Origin of the sequence: Pseudomonas sp. HT11 (genome assembly GCF_044875395.1) — a bacterium.
Taxonomy (GTDB): domain Bacteria; phylum Pseudomonadota; class Gammaproteobacteria; order Pseudomonadales; family Pseudomonadaceae; genus Aquipseudomonas.
In genome coordinates, this window is record NZ_CP173217.1 from 2230118 (window position 1) to 2256084 (window position 25967).

The following is a 25967-nucleotide window of genomic DNA, read 5'->3' on the forward strand; positions in this document are numbered from 1 at the left end:
GGTAGGTGCTAACTGGGCCCCTATCAAGGCGTCAACCTAACGGTCACAGTTAACCATTAGCTTTGGCCGCCGATCGAAAGCTGGTTGAGAAGTTTCACTGCTCTCAATCAGAGAGGTCTACTGTATATTCAAACAGTATCGGCGCAACGAAGCGATGAATTTAAAAATTTTGGGCAAAATCGCAGAAGGCGGCCTCAAATTGCCGCTCTGTTCATTTCGTGTGCCGGCCGGCTTCCCATCGCCCGCGGCTGATCACTTCGGACAGCATATTTCGCTGGGTGAGGTGCTGAACATCAGGGCACCTCACGTTTACCTAGTGATGATCACCGGGGAGAGCATGCAAGGGTTCGGGATTTTTGAAGGTGATCTGGCAATGGTAGATCGCTCAATAGAGCCCGTCCACGGGCACATAGTAGTAGCGCTGCTGAACAACGATCCCATGTGCAAGCGCCTCTGCAAGCGCGGCAAGGAAGTGATCCTGCTATCTGAAAACCCTAAGTACCCGGCGCGCTATGTCCTGGATGGGGACGAGCTGTCGATCTGGGGCGTGATCACCAGCACCGTGCACAGCCATGTCTGAGTCGGCACCTATCTTTGTGTTGATCGGCTGCAACAGCTTTTACGCAAGCTGGGAGCGTGTATTCCGCCCCGACTTGGCGAAGGTGCCCATCGTAACAGTGGCTGGAACCACATCTTCCAACAGTGAAGGGAGTAGGTTTGAGTTTGGCATTTGCGTTTCTCTGGTGGAGTAAACAGCTTAGCAACCGGTCTTATTTGGGAGGGTCGTGTTCGGTCGGCAGGACGCCGGGGAAGGGGGCACTACTGTAGGAATATCCAACGCTAAGTTGTTGATTTTTATAGAGCGTATTGGCTGTTATGGATGCACGGAAAAATGGTATGTTTTCCTTGTGTGTCAAAGACTTACATCTGTTTCGGGGTCACCATTGACATGGTGGGGCGCGATCAGCCAGGGAGCGGCTTTTTTCTAGTGCCGTTGCAATATGGATACGCTGTGCAGCCATAAAATGCGCGTCCCGCATACGGCCCTCTTTTGGCCGTGCGGGTTTTCATAGCGCTGCCACATGATGGGCAGAGGCCTAACTTTTCCCATTCAGTGCTGGGTGGCTTTTCCGGATTTACTCTATCCACCCGCAGTGGCGGGTTGACCGTACTAGGCGCTGATATGGGAGAGGGCGTAGAGGGCGTTTTGTTCCGTCCAAATATTTTGCCGTAGAGCCAAAAGCAGCTAAAGACTCCGCCAATAAGTATTAGAAATCCAAATCCGCCTGCGTCGCCTCCACGACCACCTCTTCCACCTCGACCGCCCCGGCCTCCACCTCTTGCGAGGGTTGCTTCACTCACCATACCGGTGGCGAGGAGCAGCAGCATCCGACGAGAAATATCCTTATGGTTCATGGGTAAGCATCCTGCTAATTGTTGGCTAGAGCTAAAGGTAACAGGCCCGGCTTCAACGATCACTGTTCGTGCGCAAAACTCCCTCTGAAAGCCCAGTGTTTCCTTTTGCATGATCACAGAAAATCGGATGTTTGGCTGAACAGTAACTGGGTTTTTATGCTTTTAAAACAACAGGTTAGGTAGCTACAGTGCCCATCATGGAGTGCTAGGGGTTTGGCGTCACAAGGTCTGCCCACTCCTGCATCATGGATTTGCGCTGCTCCAGGTATGCTGCGTGGTTGTACACGTCACGAATGAAGCTACTGTCGGCGTGCGCAAGCTGGCGCTCAATCCAATCCCGGTTATATCCGCGCCCGTTCATCTCAGTGGAGAACAGGTGGCGGAATCCGTGGGGTGATTGTTTGCCCGTCAACCCGCACAGATCCATGACGTTGTTGGCGTAGTTGGTTCCGATCGGTGCTGTAGGGTCGCTGCGATTAGTGAAGACATACCTAAGCCCGCCGGTTATGGGTAGCATGTCTTTCAGCAACTCGACGGCCTGGGTTGGCAGCGGTACCGCGTGCTCGCGCCGCGCCTTCATCTTCGCCGCCGGCGTTGTCCAGATCGCGGCATCAAGATCGATTTCAGACCATTCTGCGTGCCTGACCTCGCCAGGGCGTGAGGCCGTGTAGATCATCAGCATAATTGCCGATCGTAACTGGTGGCCGGACACGCACTGTTGAATGGTGGCGATAGTCTTGGGTAGTTCGCTGAAAGGCAAGAATGGATGCGGTCGATTCTGGGCGCCTCTCTCGGTAACGGCGTGCATCTCAGCCGTAGGGTTCGATTCGATGAGTCCGGTGGCGATCGCATAGCTGAACACTTGGCCCATCCTCTGCCGGACTTTTACCGCCGTGACTATTGACCCGCGCTTTTCTATACGCCGTATCAGACCGATCACGTCTGCGCGCTTGATGGTGTCGATCTGACGCCCACCAAATGTTGGAAGTACGTCCAGCTCCATCAAGTTGCTGATGATGCGATAGGTGCCCGGCGATATGCTGACTTTCCTGAATGCCAGCCACTCGTCATACACTCGGCGGAAAGTTCGCCCGCCAGCCTCAATCAGTCCTGCCTTCTTCTCCTTCCTCGATTCGCGCGGATCCACACCCCTCGCAATATCTTCCCGCGCCTCGTCTCTTCGAGAGCGCGCGTCCTTCAGGCCCGTTTCCGGGTATGTTCCAAAAGAAATCCTTGCCTGTTTTCCAAGCCATGTGAAGCGGAAGTGCCAGCTTTTTATCCCGCTATTTGCGACGTAAAGCGAAAGACCCAAAGAATCGGGGAGGGTGTACGCCTTTTCCTTAGGCTTGGCCTGTCTGGCTGCTGTGTCCGTGAGTGCCACTAGTACATCCTCTCAAAATTATTTCTGATGTACTGGATGATGTACTAACTAAATGGCAATGGGAAGGTATCGCGTGGTACGCGGTGATACTGAAATGCTTTTGTTTGTTGGGTAGTTCGGAGGGAGTTGGGAAGGGACGGTTTCAGGCGGGAGGCTACCGTGGAATCTTTGAAGATTTCCACAGTATTTTCAGCTCGGTCAGGTATCTGGCAGGCGGCGAGTTTAACAGCTTGATCCTTCGCCGCGCATACCGCTTGGTCATAGCGCCAGCAAGTGCTCGCCCAATGTGCCGTTATCCGCCAGGTCGAGGAACTCATCGCCTAACCGTCGGCTCTCGCTCATTGCGGTTTGCCAGTACTTGTTGCGGCTCGGGTCATCGCCCATGAAGCGCTTGAAGTCGCTGCGGTCTGGCAGTTTGCCGTGGGGCAGGCGGGCGAGGTAGTCCCTGGACGGAGCCAGCAGCAACACATCCTGCAAACCCTGTTGATTACTGCGCCGCCACGGCAGGCCCTTGTCGAACCAACCGGGGATGACCCGGTCGGTGAAGTGCGGGTACAGCACGATGTCATCGCCGTGGTAGGGCAGGTCGAGGTGATAGTCGAGCAGGCCGCCATCGCGGTAAGTGCCGGCGCCCGCGCCGGGCAGGTCGCGTACGCCTTGCATCACCATGGGGATCGAGCCGGACGCCAGCAGCGCCTGGCGCAAGTTGCGCAGGTCCAGGTCGAGGAAACGCGACGGGAAGTCCTTCAGCGGATGCACCGGCGGCGCCTGGCGCGGGTCGTGGATGATCAGCCGTTCGAAGTGCCGCGCCAGCCGCGCACGGCCGCGCAGGTTGTCGGCAATAACCGACGACAGGCCCAGACCGAGCCGACCGCGATGGTCATCGGCGAGCAGGCCGTGGCTTTTGACCACCATGATGTTCAGGCGATAGTCGGGGTTGTCCAGCACCCGTGCGTCGCGGCCTGCGAGCAGGTCATCGAGCATGCGCTGGCAGCTGCGGCTGACCTCGGCCATGGTCACGCCCTTGGCAAAGCGTTGTTCGTTGTACAGGCGGCCGAGGTCGAGCAGGCCTTGCACCGGGTCGGGCAGGCAGGCGCTGGCAAACCGCCAGGAGCCGATGGAGGCGCCGATCAGCGCACGCTCGCGTGGCGCGCGCGGCAGCCAGTCGCCGAACAAGGCCAGGTCCAGGCCCTGGATGCCCAGTGCCTTGGGGCCGCCGGCCGCGCCGGGCAGGATACCGACGTCCGCAGGTTTGAGGCCTTGTTCGCGAATGCGCGCAAAGGCGCGTTTACCGGCCTTGAGCGTCAACGCGGGGAATTTGATGTGGATGGCTGTCATACCAGTCTCTTTTCAAGCGAGCGGGGCAGTATAGGAAAACTCGCGGGTGATGGGTAAAGAGGACGATTGAAAAATGCCATGGTGGCAATTCAGTTTCAGTTAAGTTGCAGCGGGTACGTTGGCCTGCGTAGGAAAAACATCCTGAAACGGAGATTTGCCATGAAGCGCCTCACAGCGCTGGTCGCCGCCGGTATCATCGCCTGCACCTCGGCGCAGGCCCGGGCAGTGGACCCTGACAAGCCACTGACAGTGCCCGGCACTGTTACAATTGTCGCCTTTGATCAGCTGGAAGCCACGGCCCTGGCACTGCACCCGGGTTCGACCCTGCTGGACACCGACCTGGACGAGGCCTACGGCAAGTACTTGTACCAAGTCGAACTGGAAGATGCCGACGGCATCGAGTGGGAAGTCGAATTGGACGCGCTCAGCGGGCACGTGCTCAAGAATCATCAGGAAACGTAATGAAGGTATATCGACGCGCCAGCGGTTTGATGGTGCTGGTGCTCCTGGCTTTTTGTTCCAGCCTGGCGGCCCGCGACCTCAACCAGGATGAAGCCTTGGCTCTGCGCCAGCAGGGCGTGATCCTGCCGCTGGAGCAACTGTTGCAACAGGCCATGTCGCGCTACCCCGGCTCTCGGTTGCTGGAAGCCGAGCTTGAAAAAAAACACGGCCAATATGCTTATGAGGTGGAGCTGGTGACCACCGAAGGCGTGGTGCGCGAGATCAAGCTGGATGCCACCACCGGCGTGCTGCTCAAAGATAAGGAAGACGACTGATGCGCCTGCTTCTGGTGGAAGACAACGTTCCCCTGGCCGATGAGCTGCTGGCCGGCCTGCAGCGCCAGGGCTATGCCGTCGACTGGCTGGCCGATGGTCGCGATGCCGCCTATCAGGGCCGCAGCGAGCCCTATGACCTGATCATTCTCGACCTGGGCTTGCCCGGCCTGCCGGGGTTGGACGTGTTGGCGCAATGGCGCGCAGCCGCCCTGGCCACGCCAGTGCTGGTTCTCACCGCGCGCGACTCCTGGGCCGAACGCATCGAGGGGCTCAAGGCCGGTGCCGACGATTACCTGAGCAAACCCTTTCACCCCGAAGAACTGCACTTGCGTGTCCAGGCGTTGTTGCGCCGCTCCCATGGCCACGCCAACCAGCCCACCTTGCAAGCCGCGGGGTTGCACCTGGATGAAGGCCGCCAGTGTGTACTGCGCGACGGCGAAGAAATCCAGCTGACCGCCGCTGAATTCCGCCTGCTGCGCTACTTCATGCTGCACCCGGAACAAATCCTGTCGAAAAGCCACTTGGCCGAGCATCTTTATGACGGCGAGACCGAGCGCGACTCCAACGTGCTGGAAGTTCACGTCAACCACCTGCGTCGCAAGCTGGGCCGTAGCGTGATTGAGACCCGGCGCGGCCAGGGTTACCGCTTTGGCGCCAGCCCTGCATGAGGTCGATTCAGCGGCGCCTGAGCCTGGGGCTGATCAGCGTGATGGTGGTCGTCGGCGTGGTATTGGCGCAAACCAGCCTGTGGTTGTTCGAGGCCGGCTTGCAGCGCTACCTGGAAGCGGGTTTGCGCAACGACAGCGAAAACCTGCTGGTGGCGCTGGTGCGCGGGCCGAACGGTGTGCAACTGGATGAACAACGTTTGTCGCCGGCCTATCAGCGGCCGTTTTCCGGGCATTATTTCCGTATCGATTTTGCCGACATTCACTGGCGTTCCCGTTCGTTGTGGGATCAGGAGTTGCCCCGGCTGCCGGAAGCCGGGCTCAAGGGCAACCTGCAGCTGGGCCCGGAAGGCCAGCAACTGCTGGTGTTGCGCGCGGACTACAAGCGTTTTGGCCAGTCGATTTCCATCAGCGTGGCCCAGGACTACACGCCAGTGCGGGAAAGTTTCCGTCTGATGCGTCAGATCGGCCTGGTGATGGGCCTTGCGGCATTGCTGCTGGTGCTGGTCCTGCAACGGGTCACGGTGCGCCGCGCCTTGCGCCCGCTGGAAACCGCCCGCGAACAGATCGCTCAACTGCAACAAGGCCAGCGCTCACAGCTCGACACTCAAGTGCCGCTGGAACTGGAACCACTGGTGGCGCAGATCAACCACCTGCTGGCTCACACCGAAGACAGCCTCAAGCGCTCGCGCAACGCGTTGGGCAACTTGGGGCATGCGCTGAAAACACCGTTGGCCGTGCTTTTAAGCGTGGCTTCCAGTGAACAGCTCAAGGCCCATCCCGAACTGGGCAAGCTCTTGCGCGAACAGCTGGAGCAAGTGCAGCAACGCCTGAATCGCGAACTCAACCGCGCACGCCTTGCCGGTGAAACCTTGCCGGGTGCCTTGTTCGACTGCGAAAAGGAACTGCCGGGCCTGCTCGCCACATTGAACATGATCCACGGTGAACACCTGGACTTGAGTTACCACGTCACGCCCGGCCTGCAATTGCCTTGGGACCGCGAAGACCTGCTGGAACTGCTCGGCAACCTGCTGGACAACGCCTGCAAATGGGCGGATGCGGAAATACGCTTGAGCATCAGCGAAACGCCGCACAGCTATTTGCTGGCCGTTGAAGATGACGGGCCGGGCATTCCGCAGAGTCAGCGCGACCAAGTGTTCAGCCGGGGCACGCGCCTGGATGAGCAGATCGACGGCCATGGCCTGGGGCTGGGGATTGTGCGCGATATCGTCGAGGTGTGGGGCGGGGTGTTGCAGTTGCAGGAGAGTGAGTTGGGTGGCTTGAAAGTGCTGATCGAATTGCCCAAGCGCCAGGCCTGATACACCACAAAATATAAAAATGTGGGAGCGGGTTTGCTCGCGAAAGCGGAGTGTCAGCCGACAAATTCGGCAACTGACACACTGCATTCGCGAGCAAGCCCGCTCCCACATTTGGATCTCCACAAGGGTCAAGATTTGTGCAGGTCAGTTACACCCGAAACTGATCCATCAACCCCTGCTGCTGATTCGCCAGGCTGTTCAGCGCTTGGCTCACTCGCGCCGATTCATTTGCCTGCTCCGACAGCGACTCGGTCACATCCCGGATCGTCGCCACGTTGCTGTTGATCTCCTCGGCCACCGCGCTTTGCTCTTCGGCGGCGCTGGCGATTTGCAGGTTCATGTCGCTGATCACCGTGACGGCCTCGCCAATCTGGCGCAGCGCGGTGACCGCCTGGCCGACCTGCTCGACACTGCCCTGGGCCTGGCGATAGCTGTTGCCCATGGAGCCGACCACATCGGTGGTGCCGTTTTGCAGCAGTTCGATCACCACACGGGTTTCTTCCACCGATTCCTGGGTGCGCCGTGCCAGGTTGCGTACTTCGTCGGCGACCACGGCAAATCCACGGCCGGCCTCACCCGCGCGGGCGGCTTCGATGGCGGCGTTAAGTGCCAGCAGGTTGGTTTGCTCGGCAATGCCTCGAATCACTTCCAGCACCGAACCGATTTTCTCGCTATTGGCCGCCAAGCCTTCGACCTGAGCCATGGCGGTGCTCATGTCCGCCGCCAGGTGCCCGATGTTGGTGGTGGTGCGGTCGATCACGGTCAAGCCCTCGCGGGTGGCCTGGTCGGCGTCGCGCGCGGCTTGGGCGGCTTGGGCGGCGCTGCGGGCCACGTCCTGGGCGGTGGCGCTCATTTCGTGGGAGGCGGTGGCCACCTGATCCACCTGGCGGTATTGCTGTTCCATTCCGGCGCTGGTCTCAGTGGCAATTGCGGCGGACTGGTCGGCCGTGCCGCGGGCGTCCTGCACTGAGCGTTTGACCTGGGCAATGATCGGTTGCAGTTTGTCGAGGAAGCGGTTGAACCAGCCGGCCAGTTGGCCCAGTTCATCCTGCTTGTCGTAGGCCAGGCGACGGGTCAGGTCGCCTTCGCCGCTGGCGATGTCTTCCAGCATGCGCGCCACGCCAAGGATCGGCCGGGTCACGCTGCGCGCCATCAGCCACACCAGTACCAGGCCGACCACGGCGGCGAGCAGGCCCAGGCTCAGTTCCAGCAGGGTGCCGCGGGTGTTGTCGGCATCCAGTTGCGCCTTGAGCGCTTCGGCGGGGCCCACCAGGACTTTTTCCGGCACATCCAGCAACACACCCCATGGCTTGCCGCCGGGAATCGGTGCGAACGGCGCCAATACCTTGAGTTGATGGTTGTTGCGCACGCTGCGGATTTGCGTGCTGGCCGCCAGCGCGTTGATCAATTGCGCGCCGCTGGCCGTGTCGACTTTATCCAGGCGCTGGCTGAGTTTGCTCGCATCCGGGCTGTAGCCGGCGAGCAAACCGGTGGGGCTGAGGATGCTGACTTGCGTCTGGCCGTCATACAGCTTCTGGCTGGCCTGCTGGCTCACGGCCTGCAGGCTGTTGAGGTTGATGTCCACCGACAGCGAGGCGATGACTTTGCCGTTGACCATCAGCGGAAACACGATGCTGGTCATCAGCACGTTTTGCCCGTCGATCACATAAAAGTACGGCTCGATCACGCAAGGTTTCAGGGTGGTGCGCGGGCAGGTGAACCAGGCGTTGGCTTTCTCGCCGCTGGGGCCGACGCTGGTGTCGGACATGTCGCTTTCGGGCAGTGACATGGAGGTCAATTTGCCTGGCGTCGGTTGCGACCAGTACAGGGCAAAACGGCCTTTGTCATTGCTGCCCAGTTCCGCCTGATTGGCGAACAGCTCATCCTTGCCGTCCAGCGCATTGGCTTCAAACACCAGCGACAACCCGAGCAGGTCCGGGTTGGCCTGCAGCGCGGCCTTGACCTGGCGGGTCAGGTCTTCGCGGGTGTCGAAGGCGTCGAGGAAGCGTTTTTCCGCCTGTTCGCGCAAAAACAGTACCTGACGGGCAAAACCATGGCCGTACTGGTAGGCGTCCATGAATTGCTGGCGAATGCCCAGCGCCTGCACTTCACCCTGGGCCTCGATGCGCGCCTGGGCGGACTCGTCGAGCATCTGCATGCTCGAGGCTTTGACCTGCTGCGAGCTGTGCTCCATGCGATACAGCGACAGACCCACCAGCAGGGTCACGATCCCCAGCAGGCAAAGGCCGGCGAGCAGGGTGATTTTCCATTGAATGGACAGCTGTCTGAGGAACATCGAGGAGCATCCTTAACCTGAAAACACAGAGAGCCTCTGTATCGGCCGCTTTTGATGCTTCTTTATTATTTAAACGTTCAATTGAGCGCTGAAAACGACGCCGTTTTTTGACATGCGCGCCCGCCTGCTGCAAAGTGCGCGCCCTCTAATAAGACCTCTTCAAGCCTGCACGCTGGCAGCCAACCCCATGGCCGCCCGGGCGCGGGCATGCCTGTTTTTTATGTTTCTGTCTTGAGGTAATCATGATTAACGCAGTCATCGCCGCGGTCGGCACCATGCTGGTGCTCAGCTTGTCCCGCGTGCATGTGGTCATCGCCATCATCGTCGGCGCCCTGGTGGGTGGCTTGACCGGTGGCCTGGGCATCGAAGCCACGCTCAAGGCCTTCAACGGCGGCTTGGGCGGCGGGGCGACCGTGGCGTTGTCCTACGCCTTGCTTGGCGCTTTCGCGGTGGCGATTGCCAAGTCCGGCCTGGCCCATGCCCTGGCAGACAAGGCGCTGATGCTGGTCGATCGTCAGGAAGCCACTGGCGGCAGCCACGTCAAATGGTTGCTGATTGGTCTGTTGTGGGTCGTGGCAATTGCCTCGCAGAACATCCTGCCGATCCACATCGCGTTTATTCCGCTGCTGGTGCCGCCGTTGTTGTACGTGCTGACCAAGCTGCAATTGGACCGCCGCCTGATCGCCTGTGTGATGACCTTCGGCCTGATCACGCCGTATATGTTCCTGCCGGTGGGTTTCGGCAACATCTTCCTCAACCAGATCCTGCTGGCCAACGTGGCCAAGAGCGGCGTCGACATCAGCCAGGTCAACGTCACCCACGCCATGGGCTTGCCGGCGCTGGGCATGGTGGTTGGCCTGCTGGTGGCAGTGTTTGTCAGCTATCGCAAAAAGCGCGTGTACGACCTGGAAAAAATCGAGCGCGTCGAGCAAGTGGCTGTGCAGTACAACCCGCTGACCCTGCTGGTGGCCGGGCTGGCGATTGCCTCGGCGTTCATCATTCAGCTGTGGCTGGACACGATGATCATTGGCGCCCTGGCCGGGTTCCTGATCTTTTCGGTGTCTGGCATCGTGCGCTGGCGCGAAACCGACGACCTGTTCACCGAAGGCATGAAGATGATGGCCATGATCGGCTTCATCATGATCGCCTCCTCGGGGTTTGCCGAAGTGCTCAAGGCCACGGGTGACGTGCGTTCGCTGGTAGAAACCTCGGCGGCATTCATCGGCCATAGCCGTGGCGTGGGCGCGTTGCTGATGTTGCTGGTGGGGCTGCTGGTGACCATGGGCATCGGCTCGTCGTTTTCCACGGTGCCGATCCTCGCCGCGATTTTTGTACCTTTGTGTGTGCAACTGGGTTTCAGCCCGTTGGCGATTGTGTGCATCGTCGGCACCGCAGGCGCACTGGGCGATGCGGGCTCGCCGGCTTCGGACTCGACCCTCGGCCCGACTTCCGGCCTGAACATCGACGGCCAGCACCACCATATCTGGGACACCGTGGTGCCGACGTTCCTGCACTACAACATCCCGTTGCTGGCATTCGGCTGGCTCGCTGCGATGACCCTTTGATGATTTGAAACACCTCCCGCGCCACGGGTATTCAGTGGCCTACAGATCCGTTGCAATTGGCCGATAGCCTCTCCAAGTCGCCACTAATAAGAGAGAAAAGCCATGCGTCTGAGCCTGAAGGCCAAAGTCCTGTCCCTCGCCGTAGTGCCGGTGTTGCTGTTTGCCGTGGTCATCAGCCTGACCACCGTGTGGATCCTTCAGGGCCAGGCACACAACGAGGTGGATGAAACCCGCCAGCGCCTGCTCAACGACGCAAAGGCCACCCTGCAAAGTTATGTCGAGGTGGCCATGACCACCATCAAACCGCTCTACGACGCCGCCGCCCCTGGCGACACCGCCGCGCGGGCCGAGGTGGTCAAGTTGCTGTCCAACACCCGCTACGGCAAGGACGGCTACTTCTTCGGCTACGACTCCGAGACCATCCGCCTGTTCAAGGGCAACAGCCCTGACGGCGTGGGCAAGAGCTTCAAGGACAACCGCGACCCCAACGGCGTCTACGTCAACCGCGACCTGGTCAAGGTCGGCAAGGACGGCACCCACTACCTGCAATACAGCTCGACCCAGCCGGGGCAGACCGAGTTGGTGCCCAAGCTTGGCTACACCGAATACCTGCCCAAGTGGGACATGGTGATTGGCACCTCGGTCAACCTCGACGGCATCGAAGCCCAGGTGGCCGTGGTTGAGGCCAAGGTCGAGAAACGCATGGAAGGCGTGCTGCTGAGCATCCTCGGTGTGGCCGTGGTGGTGTTGCTGGTGATTGCCGCCGTGGGCATGGTGACCGCCAATACCATCCTGCGGCCGTTGAACTTGATGAAAGCCAACCTCGACGATATCGCGGCGGGCGAGGGCGACTTGACCCGCCGCCTGGCCATCACCAGCCAGGATGAACTGGGCGATCTGGCGGGTGCGTTCAACCGCTTTGTCGACAAGATTCACGGCCTGGTGCGCCAGATCACCGAGATGACCTCGCAACTCACCGGGTTGGTCGGGCAGGTGTCCGAGCAAGCCCAGCGCTCGGAAACCGCGATGGAGCGCCAGCGTCACGAAACGGACCAAGTGGCCACCGCCATTAATCAGATGTCCTCCGCCGCCCATGAAGTCGCGCGCAGCGCTCAGGGCGCTGCCGTCGCCGCGCAACAGACCGACGCCGAGGGCCAGGCCGCCAAGCGCGTGGTAGACGGCAGCATCGCGCAGATTCATGCGCTGGTGAATGACATCCGCAGCAGTGGCGTGTCGCTCGACAGCTTGCAACAGGACGTGTCGTCGATTGTCAGCGTGCTGGGCGTGATCCGTTCGATCGCCGAACAGACCAACCTGCTGGCGCTCAACGCCGCCATCGAAGCCGCACGGGCAGGCGAGGCCGGGCGTGGTTTTGCGGTGGTCGCCGATGAAGTGCGAGCGTTGGCCAGCCGCACTCAAACCAGCACCCAGGAAATCCAGGGCATGATCGACCGCCTGCAAAAAGGTACCGAAGCCGCCGTGGACGCGATGCGCCGTTCCAGCGATGCCGGCGACGGTACCTCGGCCCAGGCCAACCAGGCCGGCGCCTCACTGGACACCATGGCGCAGCTGATCGGCACCATCAACTCGATGAACGCGCAGATTGCCAGCGCCGCCGAAGAGCAAACTGCCGTGGCCGAAGAGATCAACCGCAGCGTGCATCAGATCGCCGTGGCGGTCGACAGTGTGGCCGATGAAACCCAACTGGGCGCCCAGACCTCTCGCAGCCTGGCGGATTTGGGCCAGCGCCTGGGGCAGTTGGTCGGTCAGTTCAGGATCTGATCTTTCATGGGTTTAACCGATGTTTAACTGACGTACATACGAATATACCTCTCACACGCGGGGCCGCCGCCACGGTGATCGATGGCGTGTGCCGGGACGTCAGCCAAGCGTTTAGGCGATGGTTATCCGATGTTCACCAAAGGCCGCTAGATGCGTATTCTGCGCGGCGACGCGTTAGAGGTCGCGCATCAGCAGGCCGAAACGCAGGTCCATTGCGGCCGGGAGCGGCACGTACACGGTGTGCCCGTCGCCCGGCGCGACCTCAATGGCTTCACCCTTGGCGTTGTGCAGCACGGCCAGGTCGAAGTGAAAATTCCCGGCGGGCGTCATCAATTCCAGATGATTGCCCACGGCAAAGCGGTTCTTCACCTTGACCTCGGCCAGCTCGCCACGGCGCTCGCCGGTCAACTCCCCGACAAACTGCTGCCGTTCCGACACCGAGCTGCCGTGCTGGTAATTCTGGTATTCGTCATGCACGTGGCGGCGCAGGAAACCTTCGGTGTAGCCGCGCTGGGCGAGTGATTCCAAATTGGTCATCAGCCGCCGGTCAAAGGCGCGACCGGCCACCGCATCGTCGATGGCCTGGCGATACACCTGGGTGGTGCGTGCGCAGTAGAAGTGCGATTTGGTGCGGCCTTCAATCTTCAGCGAATGCACGCCCATGTGGGTCAGGCGCTCCACGTGCTGCACCGCGCGCAGGTCCTTGGCGTTCATGATGTACGTGCCGTGTTCATCCTCGAACGCGGGCATTTGCTCATCCGGGCGATTAGCTTCCTGCAGCAGGAACACTTGATCGGTGGGCGCGCCGATGCCCAGGGTTGGCTGACACGTTTGGACGATGTCGCCCGTAGCGTTTTCCACCGCCGGCGTGGCCTGATACTTCCAGCGACACGCGTTGGTGCAGGTGCCTTGGTTGGCGTCGCGCTTATTCATGTAGCCCGACAGCAGGCAGCGTCCGGAATAGGCCATGCACAGGGCGCCGTGCACGAACACTTCCAGCTCCATGGTCGGCACGTGTTGGCGGATTTCGTCGACCTCTTCCAGTGACAGCTCGCGCGACAGAATCACCCGGCTGACGCCTTGTTGCTGCCAGAACTCGACGCTGGCCCAGTTCACCGTGTTGGCCTGCACCGACAGATGAATGGGCATCTGCGGAAAATGGCGGCGCACCAGCATGATCAGCCCGGGGTCGGACATGATCAGCGCATCCGGGCCCATGCCGATCACGGGGGCCAGGTCCTTGAGGAAGGTTTTCAGCTTGGCGTTGTGCGGCGCGATGTTCACCACTACGTAGAAGCGTTTGCCCTGCGTGTGGGCTTCCTGGATGCCGAGCGCCAGGTTGGCGTGGTCGAATTCATTGTTGCGCACACGCAGGCTGTAACGCGGCTGGCCGGCGTAGACCGCATCGGCGCCGTAAGCGAAGGCGTAGCGCATGTTTTTCAGGGTGCCGGCGGGGGCGAGCAGTTCGGGGGCGATGACAGATGGCATGGGTTCGCGTCGCAAAAGGTCGCGAGGGTAGTGGAGCTTGATCTGGGATTTATTGATCCAGATCGCCCTTTGTTGATTTTGTATCGTGGTGTATCGGCAGGTGGGTTTCGACATAGGCGCGATACGTCGGGGGATTCCAATGGTGCATCCCCACAGCCACTTCGGCGAAGGCCGCGAGGAAGCTCAGGAGCAGATGATTCAGACGCTGTTGAGCGAGGCAAAGGCGCAGTCTCTCGGGCAATGAGTGATGCGGTCTATGCTTGTGCGATAAACGATGGCACTCCCAGCATTCGCAGCGGACTAAGCAACAGGGCCTGCACGGGGCCTTGGCTTTTCTGACATGGACCGGACATGAATCAAACCAACCTGCAATTCAAAACTCTGCTGTTGCTGCTGGCCCTGGTGACCATCGCTTTTATCTGGATATTGCTGCCGTTCTACGGTGCGGTGTTCTGGGCGGTGATCCTCGGCATTATCTTTGCCCCGATGCAGCGGCGCCTGCAACAGCGGTTCAGCTGGAACCGCAACCTGACGTCCCTGGCGACGCTGGCGGTGTGCCTGATCATTGCGATTTTGCCGGTGATCATTACCAGCGTGCTGCTGGTGCAAGAGGGCGCGACCCTGTACAAAAATATCGAAAGCGGCAAGTTGGACGTGGCCGGGTACATCGAGCAATTCAAGAACGTCCTGCCGCCATACTTCCAGCACCTGCTGGACCGTTTTGGCATGGGCAACCTGGAAGGCCTGCGCGAAAAGATCGTCAAGAGTGCGATGCAGGGCAGCCAGTTCTTTGCGACCCAGGCGTTCAGCTTTGGCCAGGGCACGTTTGATTTCCTGGTGAGCTTTTTCATCATGCTGTATCTGCTGTTTTTTCTGCTGCGCGACGGTCCGGAGCTGGTGCGCAAAGTGCGCACGGCGGTGCCGCTGGCCGAGCCGCAAAAGCGCCGTTTGCAGCTCAAGTTCAATCGCGTGGTGCGGGCTACGGTCAAAGGCAACGTGCTGGTGGCCGTGACCCAAGGCGCGCTGGGCGGTTTGATTTTCTGGTTTCTGGATATTCCCAGTGCGTTGCTCTGGGCGGTGTTGATGGCGTTTCTGTCGCTGCTGCCAGCCGTGGGCGCGGGGATTGTGTGGGGCCCGGTGGCCATCTACTTCCTGTTGAGCGGTTCGATCTGGCAGGGCGTGGTGCTGGCGGTGTTCGGCGTCTTCGTGATCGGCTTGGTGGACAATGTGCTGCGCCCGATCCTGGTGGGCAAGGACACCAAGATGCCGGATTACCTGATCCTGATCTCGACCCTGGGCGGGCTGTCGGTGTTTGGCCTGAACGGGTTTGTGATCGGGCCGCTGGTGGCGGCGTTGTTTATGTCGAGCTGGGCGCTGTTTGTCGAAAGCAAACCGCGGGTCAAGCTGCCGCTGCCTTAGCGGTTACAGACGGCGAGCTTCAGGCGTGCAGCCTGAAGCTCGACGCCTGTTGAAGCTGCTTTTCGGCGGCCGATAACGACGTGAGCGGGCCGCTGATGGGCTCGCCATCGCGCACCAGGTACCAGCAAGCCAGCAGCCCCAGCTTGCGAAGGGGGGCGGGAACGGCGCTGCCGATAACGGACATGATCTGAACAGTGGGCATAGAGACCTCCAATTGCTATGGAGGCCACCTTACGGCGCTGCGGGCCGAAGGAAAAATCAACCGGCTCGATAGTCGTCATCAACACAAGACGTCAATCCACCACTTGATCGAGCATGATCACCACTTCCTGCTCACTGAGCAGCCCCTTATGCACCAGGTTTTCCGCCAACAACGCCAGGAACTTCGCGCTGCGATGGCCTTCAAGGTGCTTGAGCTCTGTGAGTGCGCTGTAGACCTTGCTGGACGTGCACAGGCCGGCGGTGCGGTGCGGGTTTTGCGTGGGCATGGTCAGTCGTCCTTAATTGTTATTGGCTGGACAGAATCAATAGTGAGAGGGCTTGGTGACACAAACATGACAGCGCAAGCCTGGTTCGAGCAAGTAGACATTAGCCATAATGATGTGCGATTACGCCTCGAGCATTGTCCTCACAGCGACCTTTGCAGGGTAAATCCGGACCTTTAAGGCAAAAAAAAGGCCCCGCGTGTAAGCGGGGCCTGATCCTGGGATGTTAATTGCGCGTTACCAGCCGCGGCCATAATACCCATGGGGAGGGCCGTAGTAACCACGCGGTGGGCCGTAATAAACCGGCGCCGGGCGATAATAAACCTGCTGTTGCACATACACCGGTGGCGGCGGAGCGTAGTAGACCGGAGGAGGCGCGGCATACACCGGTTGCGGCTGAACGTAAACCGGTTGCTGCACATAGACCGGCTGGGATTGGCTGGCAACCACCGAGCCGACAACGGCTGCGCCGACTAAAGCACCCAATACGGCCGGGCCACCCCAACCACCACCGTGGGCGGAGGCTTGGCCTGCCATAGCGAGTGCGCCGATAAGCAAGGCGATTTTGGGGATTTTACGGATCATGGTCATTCCTCGGTTAGCCCCTGCGCTTGTGGTCTGCAATCAATAGACTCAAGGATTGTCGCGGGGATACTTTTAAGACAACGTATTTCTGAAAAACAGCACAGTCGATAGGTAAAGGTTGTGTAAGGTCTGTACCCAATTGCTTACTCAAAGGAGTTTTCCATGCAGATGCACCCCAACAAGGACACCCAACTGTGCATGTCATTGTCGGCGCGTCCCGGGAATTTTGGCTTGCGTTTCCATAACCATCTGTATGAACAGTTGGGTCTGAACTTCTACTATAAGGCCTTCAGCAGCCAGGATTTACCCGGCGCGATCGGCGGTATACGCGCACTGGGCGTTCGCGGTTGCGGCGTTTCCATGCCATTCAAGGAGGCCAGCCTTGCGTTGGTCGATGAGCTCGACGACTCGGTCAAAGCCATTGCCTCCCTCAACACCATCGTCAACACCGACGGCCATCTCAAGGCCTACAACACCGACTACATCGCCGTCGAACAACTGCTGAAAAAGCACGCGGTACCGAAGGAATCCACCTTTGCCCTGCGCGGCAGCGGCGGAATGGCCAAGGCCGTGGCCAGTGCCTTGCGCGACGGTGGTTACGCCCATGGCGTGATTGTGGCGCGTAACGAAGCGGCCGGTCGGGCCCTGGCCCAAAGCCTGGGGTATGAATGGCAGGCAGAGCTGGGTGACTTGCGCCCGCAGATGTTGGTCAACGTGACACCGATCGGCATGACCGGTGGGGCAGAGGCGGATCAACTGGCGTTTGAAGCAGAAGCTGTGGATGCCGCCGATACCGTCTTCGATGTCGTGGCGATTCCCGCCGAAACGCCGCTGATCGTGCGCGGTCGGGCCAAAGGCAAGCGAGTGATTACCGGGCTCGAAGTGATCGCGATCCAGGCGTTGGAGCAATTTGTGCTGTACACCGGCGTGCGGCCCACGGATGAACAGTTTCAAGCCGCAGTGGCCTTCGCCCGAGCCTGAAAACCACTGGAGCTAATGTGGGAGCGGGCTTGCTCGCGAATACGATGTGTCAGTCGACGAATGTGCCAACTGAACCACCGCCTTCGCGAGCAAGCCCGCTCCCACATTGTTGATCGAGTTATGCCTGTTCCAGTTGTGCCAGGCGTTCTTCAAGCGCTGCGATTCTGGATTCAAGCTCTTCGATACGATCCAGAGAAACCGCCCCCGTCGACCGCTCCACCGGATTACCCCGTGCCGCCAGAATCACCTCGATATCCGCCGGATCCCCCAGCGCATGGGTATAACGGTCTTCCCGCTGCCCGGCCTGACGCGGCACCAGCACCGCCAGCCCGCGCGCAATCAAACGCTCCAGCTGGTGCACGACTTGCTCGGCGTCTTCAAAGTCATGCATGCGCCCGCTGCGAGTCAGCAGTTCATTGACCGTCTGCGGCCCGCGCAGAAACAGCAGCCCGATCAGGATCACCTGGGCCGGCACCAGCTCCAGTGCCTTGTCCACGCGATGCTCCCAGCGGTCGGCACGGCTGCCCATCACAAGGCGGGTAAAACCCTGGCCTTCCAGCGCGCGCAGGCTTTGGCCGACCTGGCCCTGGCTGAGGTTCGTCACCGGTTCGCGGCTGGTCTTCTGGTTGCACGCCAGCACCAGGGCGTTAAGGGTCAGCGGGTAGGTTTCCGGGTTGGTCGCCTGTTTTTCGATCAGGCAGCCCAGGATGCGGATTTCCGTGCTGTTCAGGCGCGGCTCAGGGGTCTCGGTGTCGTGCTCGGCGGTCATCGCGCTTTCCCTATGCAGTGAACCCACTAGCCTAATCCTGAAAAAATAAAAGACAAGCGGCACGCGCGGCTGGCATGTCTATAATCGCCGCTGGTTCCAAACCCTGCCATTACCGTGAGACTGTCATGACTATTTCCCTGTACGCCGCCTCCATCCCGGTCTTCAAGCAAATGCTCAACGCCCTGAGCGATGTGCTGAACAAGGCCGAAGCCCACGCCACCGCCAAGAACATCGAGCCAAACGCCTTGCTGCAAGCGCGCCTGTTTCCGGACATGTTCCAGCTGGTGCGCCAGGTCCAGATCGCTGTCGACTTCGCCAAAGGCGTTTCCGCGCGTCTGGCCGAGATCGAAGTGCCGAAGTACGAAGACAGCGAAGTGACTTTTGCCGACCTGCAAGCACTGATCGCCAAGGTGCTGGCATTTGTCGACACCATCAAGCCTGAGCAAATCGACGGCAAGGAAGGCATCGAGATCATCACCCGCCCAGGCACGCCGAAAGAGAAGCGCTTCAGCGGCCAGTCCTACCTGCTGACCTACGGCCTGCCGCAGTTCTTCTTCCACGTCACTACCGCTTACGCTCTGCTGCGTCACAACGGTGTGGAAGTGGGCAAGCGTGATTACATGGGCGCTTTCTAAGCCCATAAAAAAAGCCCGGGGTTGTTCTTGATCGAACGCCCCGGGCTTTTTCATGCCTGACAGTTAAGCCAATTGCTCATCCTTGCCCAGGCACGCCGCAGCAGTAAACAGCACATCGGTGGACGAGTTGAGCGCGGTTTCCGCCGAGTCCTGCAGCACGCCGATGATGAAACCGACGGCCACCACCTGCATGGCAACTTCGCTGGGAATACCAAACAGGCTGCACGCCAGTGGAATCAATAGCAGCGAGCCGCCGGCCACACCCGACGCACCACAGGCACAGATCGCCGCGACCACGCTGAGCAGCACGGCGGTCGGCAGGTCGACGGCAATGCCGAGGGTGTGAACCGCTGCGAGTGTCAGCACGGTGATGGTGATTGCCGCACCGGCCATATTGATGGTGGCGCCCAGCGGAATCGACACTGAGTAGGTGTCCTCATGCAGGCCCAGGCGTTTACTCAGCGCCAGGTTCACCGGAATATTCGCCGCCGAACTGCGCGTGAAGAAAGCGGTGATGCCGCTCTCACGCAGGCACATCAGCACCAGTGGGTAGGGGTTGCGGCGCAGTTTCCAGAACACGATGGCCGGGTTGACCACCAGCGCCACGAACAGCATGCAGCCGATCAGCACCATCAGCAGGTGGACGTAGCCGAGCAGGGCGCCGAAGCCGGAGGTGGCCAGGGTTGAGGCCACCAGGCCGAAGATGCCAAGCGGTGCGAAGCGAATCACCATGCGCACGATCAGCGTCACGCCGTTGGACAAATCCTCCAGCACGGTGCGGGTGGTCTCACCCGCGTGACGAATCGCGATGCCCATGCCGATGGCCCAGGCCAAAATGCCGATAAAGTTGGCGTTCATCAGTGCGCTGACCGGGTTATCCACCACACTGAGCAGCAGGCTTTGCAGCACCTCGCCGATGCCGCCGGGCGCACTGACGCTGGCATCGTGAGTGGCGAGCACCAGCATCGAGGGGAACAACGTGCTGGCAATCACTGCGACCACGGCGGCAGCGAACGTGCCCAGCAGGTACAGGAACAGGATCGGCTTGATATGGGTTTCCTGGCCGTGTTTATGACTGGCAATCGATGCCATCACCAACACGAAGACCAGAATCGGCGCCACGGCCTTGAGCGCGGCGACAAACACCTTGCCGATAAAACCGGTGGCCTTGGCCGCCTCTGGCGCGAACAACGCCAGAAGGATACCGGCAACCAGGCCGAGGATGATTTGCGTGACCAGGCTGACGCGAGCCAGTCGTTGCAGCAGGGAAGGGGCAGCAGTCATAAACACATGTCTCTATTTTTTTGAAGGCACAGCGGCGCACGCAGAACGGGCTGTAGGACGCGGGGCGCGGAGTCTAGCACGCTGTACAAAGTGTTCTTTGCGATGCGGCATTCGGTCACCCGCGGCGGCGGGCCTTGGCTAAATCCCGACATACTCTGTTAACATTCCCGCCTCTCACCTTTCCTATCCGTCAGCGAGCCCTTCGGGCTGTCGTTGATGTCGTCGTTTCTGGAGTTTTCATGCTGTTTCCCATCCTGCTGCTGTCGGCCGCCGGCTTTACCGTGCTGACCACAGAATTCATTATCGTCGGCCTATTGCCGTCCATTGCCCGGGACTTGGATGTCAGTGTCTCCCAGGCCGGGCTGCTGGTGACCTTGTTTGCCTTTACCGTGGCGGCGTTTGGTCCGTTTCTTACGGCGTACTTCGCGCGCTTTGGGCGCAAGCGTCTGTTCATCTGCATTCTGATCATGTTTGGCGTGGCCAATACGGTGGCCGCGCTGGCGCCGAATATTTGGGTAATGGCAGTGGCACGGTTGATCCCCGCGTTGGGGCTGCCGGTGTTCTGGGCCCTGGCCAGTGAAACCGCAGTGGATATCGTCGGCCCGGAATACGCCGGGCGCGCCATCGAAAAGATTGGCTTTGGCATCGTCTGCGCCACCGTGTTCGGCATTCCAGTGGGCACGTTGATTTCGGACATGTTCGGCTGGCGCACCGCGTTCGCGATCCTCGCCGTGGTGGCGTTGGCCAAGGCTTTGCTGCTGTTTATCTACTTGCCGATGACTAAGCCGAAAAACGATCAAGTCACCCTGCGCTCGCAGTTCAAGATCCTGCGCAACCCGGTGATGCAGGGTCATATTCTGCTGTCGATCCTGGTGTTCAGCGGCATGTTCACTGCTTACACCTACTTGGCCGATATCCTCGAGCGCCTGGCCGGGTTCGACGGCACCCTGGTGGGCTGGTGCCTGATGGGCTTTGGCGCGGTCGGCCTGCTCGGCAACTCCCTGGGCGGGCGCGCGGTGGATCGCCACCCATTGATCGCCTCCATGGTGTTCTGCGGGTTCATGATCGCCGGCATGGTGGCCTTGGTTCCGGCGATTCATTCAACGATTGGCCTGGTAGCGGCGATGGCCGTGTGGGGCGTGACCCAGGCGGCGATGTTCCTGGTCAGCCATGTGCGGTTGATGAAGGCCGCGCCCCATGCCCCGGCGTTTGCCGCGTCGTTGAATATCGCTGGCGCCAACCTTGGGATCGGCTTGGGCGCGATGGTCGGCGGGCATGTGATCGACACCCTCGGCCTTGGCAGCCTGGGTTTTGCCGCGTCCGGTTTTATCCTGGTGTCGATCTTGCTGGCGCTGTGGCTGATGACCGTCAAGCAGCCGCTCGCATCCAACGCCTGAACCCTCAGGGCAGGGCGGTAAACAGCTCGCGTCGCGCCCCTTCGGTAATCGCCACAATGCCGGGGTGCTTGATTTTACGTTCCACCGAGATCGCGTAAAACGACTCGGTGACCGCATCGGTCTGGCCGATCAGCGCCACGCCATACTGGCGCACTACCTCATCGGCAATCACGCTGGGGGCAATAAAAATGCCGCTGCCGGATTGCCCGAATGCCTGCATCAAGGCGCTGTCGTCGAACTCGCCGATGATCTTCGGTTGGATCTGCTGCTCGGCAAACCAGCGCTGCAAACGGCTGCGCACCACCGTCTCGGCTCCCGGAATCAACAGCGGCGCACCCTGCAAGCTTTGTGGGAAATCGCCGCCATACCTGTCTGCCAATGCCTGGGTGGCGAAAAAACTGATACCGCATTCGCCCAGCTTCTGGCTGTAGCCCTTGATGTCCAGGTGTGTGGGCATGGGGCTGTCGGAAATCACCAGGTCCAGGCGCTGGATCGCCAGGTCGGCCAGCAGGCGGTCGAGTTTGTCTTCGCGGCAGGTGATGCGGATTGGCTCGCTCAGCTCCATGGTCGGCGCGATCAGCCGGTACACGATGGATTTAGGCACCACGTCCGCGACTCCGACCCGGAACAGGATCTGCTGTTCGTTGGGCTCTGCGCGCAACAGCGCCTCCAGCTCATTACCGGTCTGGAACATCTGCTCGGCGTAGGGCAGGGCGCGGCGCCCGGCTTCAGTCAGTTCCAACTGACGCCCGACGCGCTGAAACAGCGCGATACCGAAGGTTTGCTCAAGCAAACTGATCTGACCGCTGATGGTCTGCGGCGTGAGGTTCAATTGCTCACAGGCGCGCACGATGCTGCCGGTCTTGGCCACCACCCAGAAGTAATGCAGTTGTCGGTAATTGAGCATCACGGTCTACACTTCGTAAAAAGCGAAGTATATGTCAAAAAAATACGAATTTTCCTGAACTGTCCGCCTGCATAGAATGCCTCGCTATCGAGGGGCCACCATTTGGACCCGCTGGTTCTAACGAGGAATACATGATGAAACTCAATTCCCTGGGCGCCGCATCGTTGCTTGCGCTTTCATTGGTAGTGGTCAGCGGTTGTGATCAGGTTGAAAAGAGCGCCCAGCAAGTGCTGGGCAAGGCCACCGAATCTGCCAAGCAAGCCATCGATGAAACCCACAAGGCTGCCGAACAGGCATTGAGTGAAGCGACGCAAGGCTTGATCAGCCCGGAAAAAAACCAGGAACAGAACGAAAAAGAATCTGAATCGGGCAGCAAAGAAGCCTAATTTCCCGCACAACGTCAGGACTGACCTATGGATTACCTCTTACAACTGGCCGCCAGCCCCACCGCCTGGATCGCACTGGCTACCTTGATCGTGATGGAAATCGTGCTGGGCATCGATAACCTGATCTTTATCTCGATTCTCACCAACAAATTACCCGAGAAGCATCGGGCCAAGGCACGCCGTATCGGTATCAGCATGGCGCTGGTACTGCGCCTGGGCCTGTTGAGTACCATCGCGTTTATCGTGCAGTTGACGGCGCCGGTGTTCGAAATCTTCGGCCAGGCGTTTTCGTGGAAGGACATGATCCTGATCGCCGGTGGCCTGTTCCTGGTGTGGAAGGCGACCACCGAAATCCATCACAGCATGGACCCGGAGCCGGAGGCGAAAGAAACCGTCAGCAATGCCGTGACCATTGGCTTTGCCGCGGCCATCGGCCAGATCCTGCTGCTCGACCTGGTGTTCTCCATCGACAGCATCATCACCGCCGTGGGCATGACCGAGCACTTGCCGATCATGATCATTGCGGTGGTGGTTTCGGTGATCGTGATGCTGGTGGCGGCCGAACCGCTGGCCAAGTTCATCAACGACAACCCGACTGTGGTCATGCTGGCCCTGGGCTTTTTGATCATGATCGGCATGACGCTGATCGCCGAAGGCTTCGGCGCCCATGTACCAAAAGGCTACGTGTATGCGGCCATGGCGTTCTCGGCAGCGATTGAGTGCTTGAACATCGCACGACGCAATCGCCACCAGCGTTTGCTCGCCGCGAGGCAGTAACGCCAGAAACACACAAAGCCGGCTGAGCGCACAAGCGCCCAGCCGGCTTTTTGCTGTCTGATAGAATCCGCGTACTTGTTACCTTGAGGTCCACCATGAACGAGCCGATTCGCCTTACCCAGTACAGCCACGGCGCGGGTTGCGGCTGCAAGATTTCACCGCAGGTGCTGGAAGTGATCCTTGCCGGCAGCGGCGCGCAGAACCTCGACCCCAACCTGTGGGTCGGCAACGCCTCGCGCGACGACGCGGCGGTGTACGCCATCGACGACGAGCGCGGCGTGGTCTCCACCACTGATTTTTTCATGCCGATTGTCGATGATCCCTTCGACTTCGGCCGTATCGCCGCCACCAACGCGATCAGCGACATCTACGCCATGGGCGGCGACCCGTTGATGGCCATCGCCATTCTGGGTTGGCCGGTGAATGTACTGGCGCCGGAAGTTGCCCGCGAAGTCATCCGTGGCGGCCGTTCGGTGTGCGACGCCGCCGGTATTCCGTTGGCCGGTGGGCACTCCATCGATGCGCCGGAGCCGATCTTTGGCCTGGCCGTCACCGGCATCGTGCAAAAACGCCACATGAAGCGTAACGACACTGCCACTGCCGGCTGCAAGCTGTACCTGACCAAGCCTCTGGGCATCGGTATCCTGACCACCGCCGAAAAGAAGGGCAAGCTGCGCGAAGCGGATATCGGCCTGGCCCGTGACTGGATGTGCACGCTCAACAAACCTGGCAGCCGGTTCGGCAAGTTGGCCGGCGTAACCGCGATGACCGATGTCACCGGTTTCGGTCTGTTGGGTCACCTGGTGGAAATGGCTGATGGCAGTGGGCTCACGGCGCGCATCGAATACCAAAAGGTCCCACGCCTGGCCGGGATCGAGGACTACCTCGATCAGGGCTGCATGCCCGGTGGCACCTTGCGCAACTTCGACAGTTATTCGAGCAAGCTCGGGCGCCTGCAGGAACTGCACAAGCGCGTACTGTGCGATCCGCAAACCAGCGGCGGCTTGCTGATTGCCGTTAGCCCTGAAGGCGACGCCGAATTCCACACCGTGGCCGCCGAACTGGGCCTGAGCCTTGAGCCCATCGGCGAACTGGTTGAGCGACAGACCCACGCGGTAGAGGTGTTTTGATGGCAACTGACATCACCGACTACCGCGACATCTTCCTCAACGACCGGCCAATGATGGATACCCGCGCGCCGATCGAGTTCACCAAAGGCGCATTCCCCGGTGTGGTCAACCTGCCGCTGATGACCGACGACGAGCGCCAGCGGGTCGGTACCTGTTACAAACAGCAAGGCCAGCAAGCCGCTATCGTGCTGGGGCATGAACTGGTGTCCGGGGCGATCAAGGCCGAGCGTATTGAACAGTGGGCGCAGTTTGCCAAGGCCAACCCTGAGGGCTATTTGTACTGCTTTCGCGGTGGGCTGCGTTCGCAGATCGTGCAGCAATGGTTGAAGACCGAAGCCGGTATCGAGTACCCGCGAGTCGGCGGTGGCTACAAGGCCATGCGTACTTTCCTGCTGGAAACGCTGGAGCAGGCGACTGCGCAGTGTGATTTTGTACTGCTTGGCGGCATGACCGGCACCGGCAAGACCGAAGTGCTCGGCCAATTGCGCAACGCATTGGACCTGGAAGGCCACGCCAACCATCGCGGCTCCAGCTTTGGCAAGCGCGCCACCGCGCAGCCGTCCAACATCGACTTCGAAAACCGCTTGGCTGTGGACCTGCTGAAAAAGCGTGCAGGGGGTATCGAGCAATTCGTGGTCGAAGACGAAAGCCGCATGATCGGCAGTTGTGCGCTGCCGTTACCCTTGCACCAGAGCATGCAGACGTTTTCGATGGTGTGGTTGGAAGACAGTGTTGAAGGCCGCGTGGAAAGAATCCTGCGTGATTATGTGGTCGACCTCTGCGCCGAATTCATTCAAGTATTTGGCGAAAACGGTCAGGCACTGTTCGCCGAGCGCCTGACCCAGAGCCTGGCCAATATCCACAAACGCCTGGGTGGCGAGCGCTTCCAGCGGCTGCAGGCGATCTTGCAGGATGCTCTGGCGGAACAGGCCCGCAGTGGTGCCGTGGACCTGCACCGGGTGTGGATCGAAGGCTTACTGCGCGAGTATTACGACCCGATGTATGCCTTCCAGCGAGAACGCAAAGGCGCGCGGATCGAGTTTGCGGGCGAGCAGAGCGCCGTGGTGGAGTACTTGCGCGAGCGCAGTGGCAAGTCAGAATAATCAGCGGTGGCTAAGGGCCTCTTCGCGAGCAAGCTCGCTCCCACATTTGACCGCGTTTATCCTTTAGGAACGTGGTCGAGATG

26 protein-coding genes and 2 pseudogenes are annotated in these 25967 nt (G+C 60.2%); 16 read left to right on the forward strand and 12 right to left on the reverse strand.

Features of this window, described 5'->3' with window-relative positions:
• The first annotated feature begins 154 nt into the window (after window positions 1–154).
• Entirely contained in the window at window positions 155–580 is a 426-nt protein-coding gene (locus tag ABWL43_RS10350; RefSeq protein WP_404487606.1) for a LexA family protein, read from the forward strand.
• 383 nt (window positions 581–963) lie between these two features.
• Here the strand turns inward: ABWL43_RS10350 and ABWL43_RS10355 are convergent, their stop codons facing one another.
• The 3 genes from ABWL43_RS10355 to ABWL43_RS10365 all read right to left on the reverse strand — a co-directional run bounded on the left by ABWL43_RS10355 (window position 964) and on the right by ABWL43_RS10365 (window position 4135).
• Window positions 964–1527: a topoisomerase DNA-binding C4 zinc finger domain-containing protein gene (locus ABWL43_RS10355; RefSeq protein WP_404487607.1), complete on the reverse strand. Its 564-nt coding sequence runs from the start codon at window positions 1525–1527 to the stop codon at window positions 964–966.
• Window positions 1528–1621: 94 nt separating this feature from the next.
• Window positions 1622–2797, reverse strand: coding sequence for a tyrosine-type recombinase/integrase (locus ABWL43_RS10360; RefSeq protein ID WP_404487608.1), 1176 nt, complete (start codon window positions 2795–2797; stop codon window positions 1622–1624).
• A 258-nt stretch (window positions 2798–3055) separates the two neighbouring features.
• A complete protein-coding gene (locus tag ABWL43_RS10365; protein WP_145163344.1) occupies window positions 3056–4135 on the reverse strand; it encodes a patatin-like phospholipase family protein in 1080 nt (359 codons plus the stop codon).
• A 159-nt stretch (window positions 4136–4294) separates the two neighbouring features.
• Between ABWL43_RS10365 and ABWL43_RS10370 the strand changes: the two genes are divergently transcribed.
• Genes ABWL43_RS10370 through ABWL43_RS10385 form a run of 4 tightly spaced genes read left to right on the forward strand, consistent with a single transcriptional unit; the run spans window position 4295 to window position 6895 of the window.
• Complete coding sequence (locus tag ABWL43_RS10370; RefSeq protein ID WP_145163346.1) at window positions 4295–4597, forward strand: PepSY domain-containing protein; 303 nt, start codon at window positions 4295–4297, stop codon at window positions 4595–4597.
• Entirely contained in the window at window positions 4597–4911 is a 315-nt protein-coding gene (locus tag ABWL43_RS10375) for a PepSY domain-containing protein (protein ID WP_145163348.1), read from the forward strand. The genes ABWL43_RS10370 and ABWL43_RS10375 overlap by 1 nt, the downstream gene beginning before the upstream one ends.
• Window positions 4911–5579 (forward strand): response regulator transcription factor, encoded by a 669-nt coding sequence (locus ABWL43_RS10380; protein WP_106580083.1) that lies wholly within the window; start codon window positions 4911–4913, stop codon window positions 5577–5579. Before ABWL43_RS10375 ends, ABWL43_RS10380 begins: the two co-directional genes overlap by 1 nt.
• Window positions 5576–6895 carry a sensor histidine kinase gene (locus tag ABWL43_RS10385; protein ID WP_404487609.1) on the forward strand — a complete coding sequence of 440 codons (1320 nt, stop codon included), beginning with the start codon at window positions 5576–5578 and terminating at the stop codon, window positions 6893–6895. Before ABWL43_RS10380 ends, ABWL43_RS10385 begins: the two co-directional genes overlap by 4 nt.
• A 148-nt stretch (window positions 6896–7043) precedes the next feature.
• On the opposite strand, the gene ABWL43_RS10390 is transcribed toward ABWL43_RS10385, so the two are convergent.
• Both ABWL43_RS10390 and ABWL43_RS10395 read right to left on the reverse strand, forming a co-directional pair.
• Complete coding sequence (locus ABWL43_RS10390; RefSeq protein ID WP_370004744.1) at window positions 7044–7799, reverse strand: methyl-accepting chemotaxis protein; 756 nt, start codon at window positions 7797–7799, stop codon at window positions 7044–7046.
• A 102-nt stretch (window positions 7800–7901) separates the two neighbouring features.
• Window positions 7902–9191: pseudogene (locus tag ABWL43_RS10395) on the reverse strand (HAMP domain-containing protein); the annotation flags it as partial.
• Window positions 9192–9436: 245 nt separating this feature from the next.
• On the opposite strand from ABWL43_RS10395, the gene ABWL43_RS10400 reads away from it, so the two are divergent.
• From ABWL43_RS10400 to ABWL43_RS10410, 3 genes and pseudogenes are all read left to right on the forward strand, one after another.
• Window positions 9437–10756: a Na+/H+ antiporter family protein gene (locus ABWL43_RS10400; RefSeq protein WP_404488388.1), complete on the forward strand. Its 1320-nt coding sequence runs from the start codon at window positions 9437–9439 to the stop codon at window positions 10754–10756.
• A 102-nt stretch (window positions 10757–10858) separates the two neighbouring features.
• Window positions 10859–11680: pseudogene (locus tag ABWL43_RS10405) on the forward strand (cache domain-containing protein); the annotation flags it as partial.
• 102 nt (window positions 11681–11782) lie between these two features.
• Complete coding sequence (locus tag ABWL43_RS10410) at window positions 11783–12538, forward strand: methyl-accepting chemotaxis protein (RefSeq protein WP_370004746.1); 756 nt, start codon at window positions 11783–11785, stop codon at window positions 12536–12538.
• Between the two features lie 174 nt (window positions 12539–12712).
• Here ABWL43_RS10410 and yegQ read toward each other — a convergent pair whose 3' ends face one another.
• Complete coding sequence (gene yegQ, locus ABWL43_RS10415) at window positions 12713–14026, reverse strand: tRNA 5-hydroxyuridine modification protein YegQ (protein WP_404487610.1); 1314 nt, start codon at window positions 14024–14026, stop codon at window positions 12713–12715.
• Between the two features lie 351 nt (window positions 14027–14377).
• Here yegQ and ABWL43_RS10420 point away from each other — a divergent pair, with 351 nt between their 5' ends.
• A complete protein-coding gene (locus tag ABWL43_RS10420) occupies window positions 14378–15445 on the forward strand; it encodes an AI-2E family transporter (protein WP_404487611.1) in 1068 nt (355 codons plus the stop codon).
• A 19-nt stretch (window positions 15446–15464) separates the two neighbouring features.
• On the opposite strand, the gene ABWL43_RS10425 is transcribed toward ABWL43_RS10420, so the two are convergent.
• The 3 genes from ABWL43_RS10425 to ABWL43_RS10435 all read right to left on the reverse strand — a co-directional run bounded on the left by ABWL43_RS10425 (window position 15465) and on the right by ABWL43_RS10435 (window position 16521).
• Window positions 15465–15647 carry a hypothetical protein gene (locus ABWL43_RS10425; RefSeq protein ID WP_106580093.1) on the reverse strand — a complete coding sequence of 61 codons (183 nt, stop codon included), beginning with the start codon at window positions 15645–15647 and terminating at the stop codon, window positions 15465–15467.
• Window positions 15648–15738: 91 nt separating this feature from the next.
• Window positions 15739–15933, reverse strand: a complete 195-nt coding sequence (locus ABWL43_RS10430; protein ID WP_145163363.1) for a hypothetical protein — start codon at window positions 15931–15933, stop codon at window positions 15739–15741.
• A gap of 234 nt (window positions 15934–16167) precedes the next feature.
• Window positions 16168–16521, reverse strand: coding sequence for a hypothetical protein (locus ABWL43_RS10435; protein WP_053255424.1), 354 nt, complete (start codon window positions 16519–16521; stop codon window positions 16168–16170).
• A gap of 156 nt (window positions 16522–16677) precedes the next feature.
• Between ABWL43_RS10435 and ABWL43_RS10440 the strand changes: the two genes are divergently transcribed.
• Complete coding sequence (locus tag ABWL43_RS10440; protein ID WP_145163365.1) at window positions 16678–17496, forward strand: shikimate 5-dehydrogenase; 819 nt, start codon at window positions 16678–16680, stop codon at window positions 17494–17496.
• Window positions 17497–17614: 118 nt separating this feature from the next.
• On the opposite strand, the gene ABWL43_RS10445 is transcribed toward ABWL43_RS10440, so the two are convergent.
• The gene (locus ABWL43_RS10445; RefSeq protein WP_369303341.1) at window positions 17615–18265 is read right to left on the reverse strand and encodes a YceH family protein; all 651 of its coding nucleotides are present in this window, start codon (window positions 18263–18265) and stop codon (window positions 17615–17617) included.
• Between the two features lie 125 nt (window positions 18266–18390).
• On the opposite strand from ABWL43_RS10445, the gene ABWL43_RS10450 reads away from it, so the two are divergent.
• Entirely contained in the window at window positions 18391–18900 is a 510-nt protein-coding gene (locus ABWL43_RS10450; protein WP_053255427.1) for a DUF1993 family protein, read from the forward strand.
• A 63-nt stretch (window positions 18901–18963) separates the two neighbouring features.
• Here the strand turns inward: ABWL43_RS10450 and sstT are convergent, their stop codons facing one another.
• Window positions 18964–20184: a serine/threonine transporter SstT gene (gene sstT / locus ABWL43_RS10455; protein ID WP_106580097.1), complete on the reverse strand. Its 1221-nt coding sequence runs from the start codon at window positions 20182–20184 to the stop codon at window positions 18964–18966.
• 239 nt (window positions 20185–20423) lie between these two features.
• Here sstT and ABWL43_RS10460 point away from each other — a divergent pair, with 239 nt between their 5' ends.
• The gene (locus tag ABWL43_RS10460) at window positions 20424–21581 is read left to right on the forward strand and encodes an MFS transporter (RefSeq protein ID WP_404487613.1); all 1158 of its coding nucleotides are present in this window, start codon (window positions 20424–20426) and stop codon (window positions 21579–21581) included.
• Between the two features lie 4 nt (window positions 21582–21585).
• On the opposite strand, the gene nhaR is transcribed toward ABWL43_RS10460, so the two are convergent.
• Window positions 21586–22488: a transcriptional activator NhaR gene (gene nhaR, locus ABWL43_RS10465; RefSeq protein ID WP_145163373.1), complete on the reverse strand. Its 903-nt coding sequence runs from the start codon at window positions 22486–22488 to the stop codon at window positions 21586–21588.
• 134 nt (window positions 22489–22622) lie between these two features.
• On the opposite strand from nhaR, the gene ABWL43_RS10470 reads away from it, so the two are divergent.
• The 4 genes from ABWL43_RS10470 (at window position 22623) to mnmH (ending at window position 25884) form a co-directional block, all read left to right on the forward strand.
• Complete coding sequence (locus ABWL43_RS10470) at window positions 22623–22874, forward strand: hypothetical protein (RefSeq protein WP_145163375.1); 252 nt, start codon at window positions 22623–22625, stop codon at window positions 22872–22874.
• Between the two features lie 27 nt (window positions 22875–22901).
• Window positions 22902–23651, forward strand: coding sequence for a TerC family protein (locus tag ABWL43_RS10475; RefSeq protein WP_106580101.1), 750 nt, complete (start codon window positions 22902–22904; stop codon window positions 23649–23651).
• Window positions 23652–23746: 95 nt separating this feature from the next.
• Window positions 23747–24781, forward strand: coding sequence for a selenide, water dikinase SelD (gene selD / locus ABWL43_RS10480; RefSeq protein ID WP_262206250.1), 1035 nt, complete (start codon window positions 23747–23749; stop codon window positions 24779–24781).
• On the forward strand, window positions 24781–25884 hold the full coding sequence (gene mnmH, locus ABWL43_RS10485) for a tRNA 2-selenouridine(34) synthase MnmH (RefSeq protein WP_404487614.1): 1104 nt from the start codon (window positions 24781–24783) through the stop codon (window positions 25882–25884). The genes selD and mnmH overlap by 1 nt, the downstream gene beginning before the upstream one ends.
• Window positions 25885–25967: the final 83 nt, after the last annotated feature.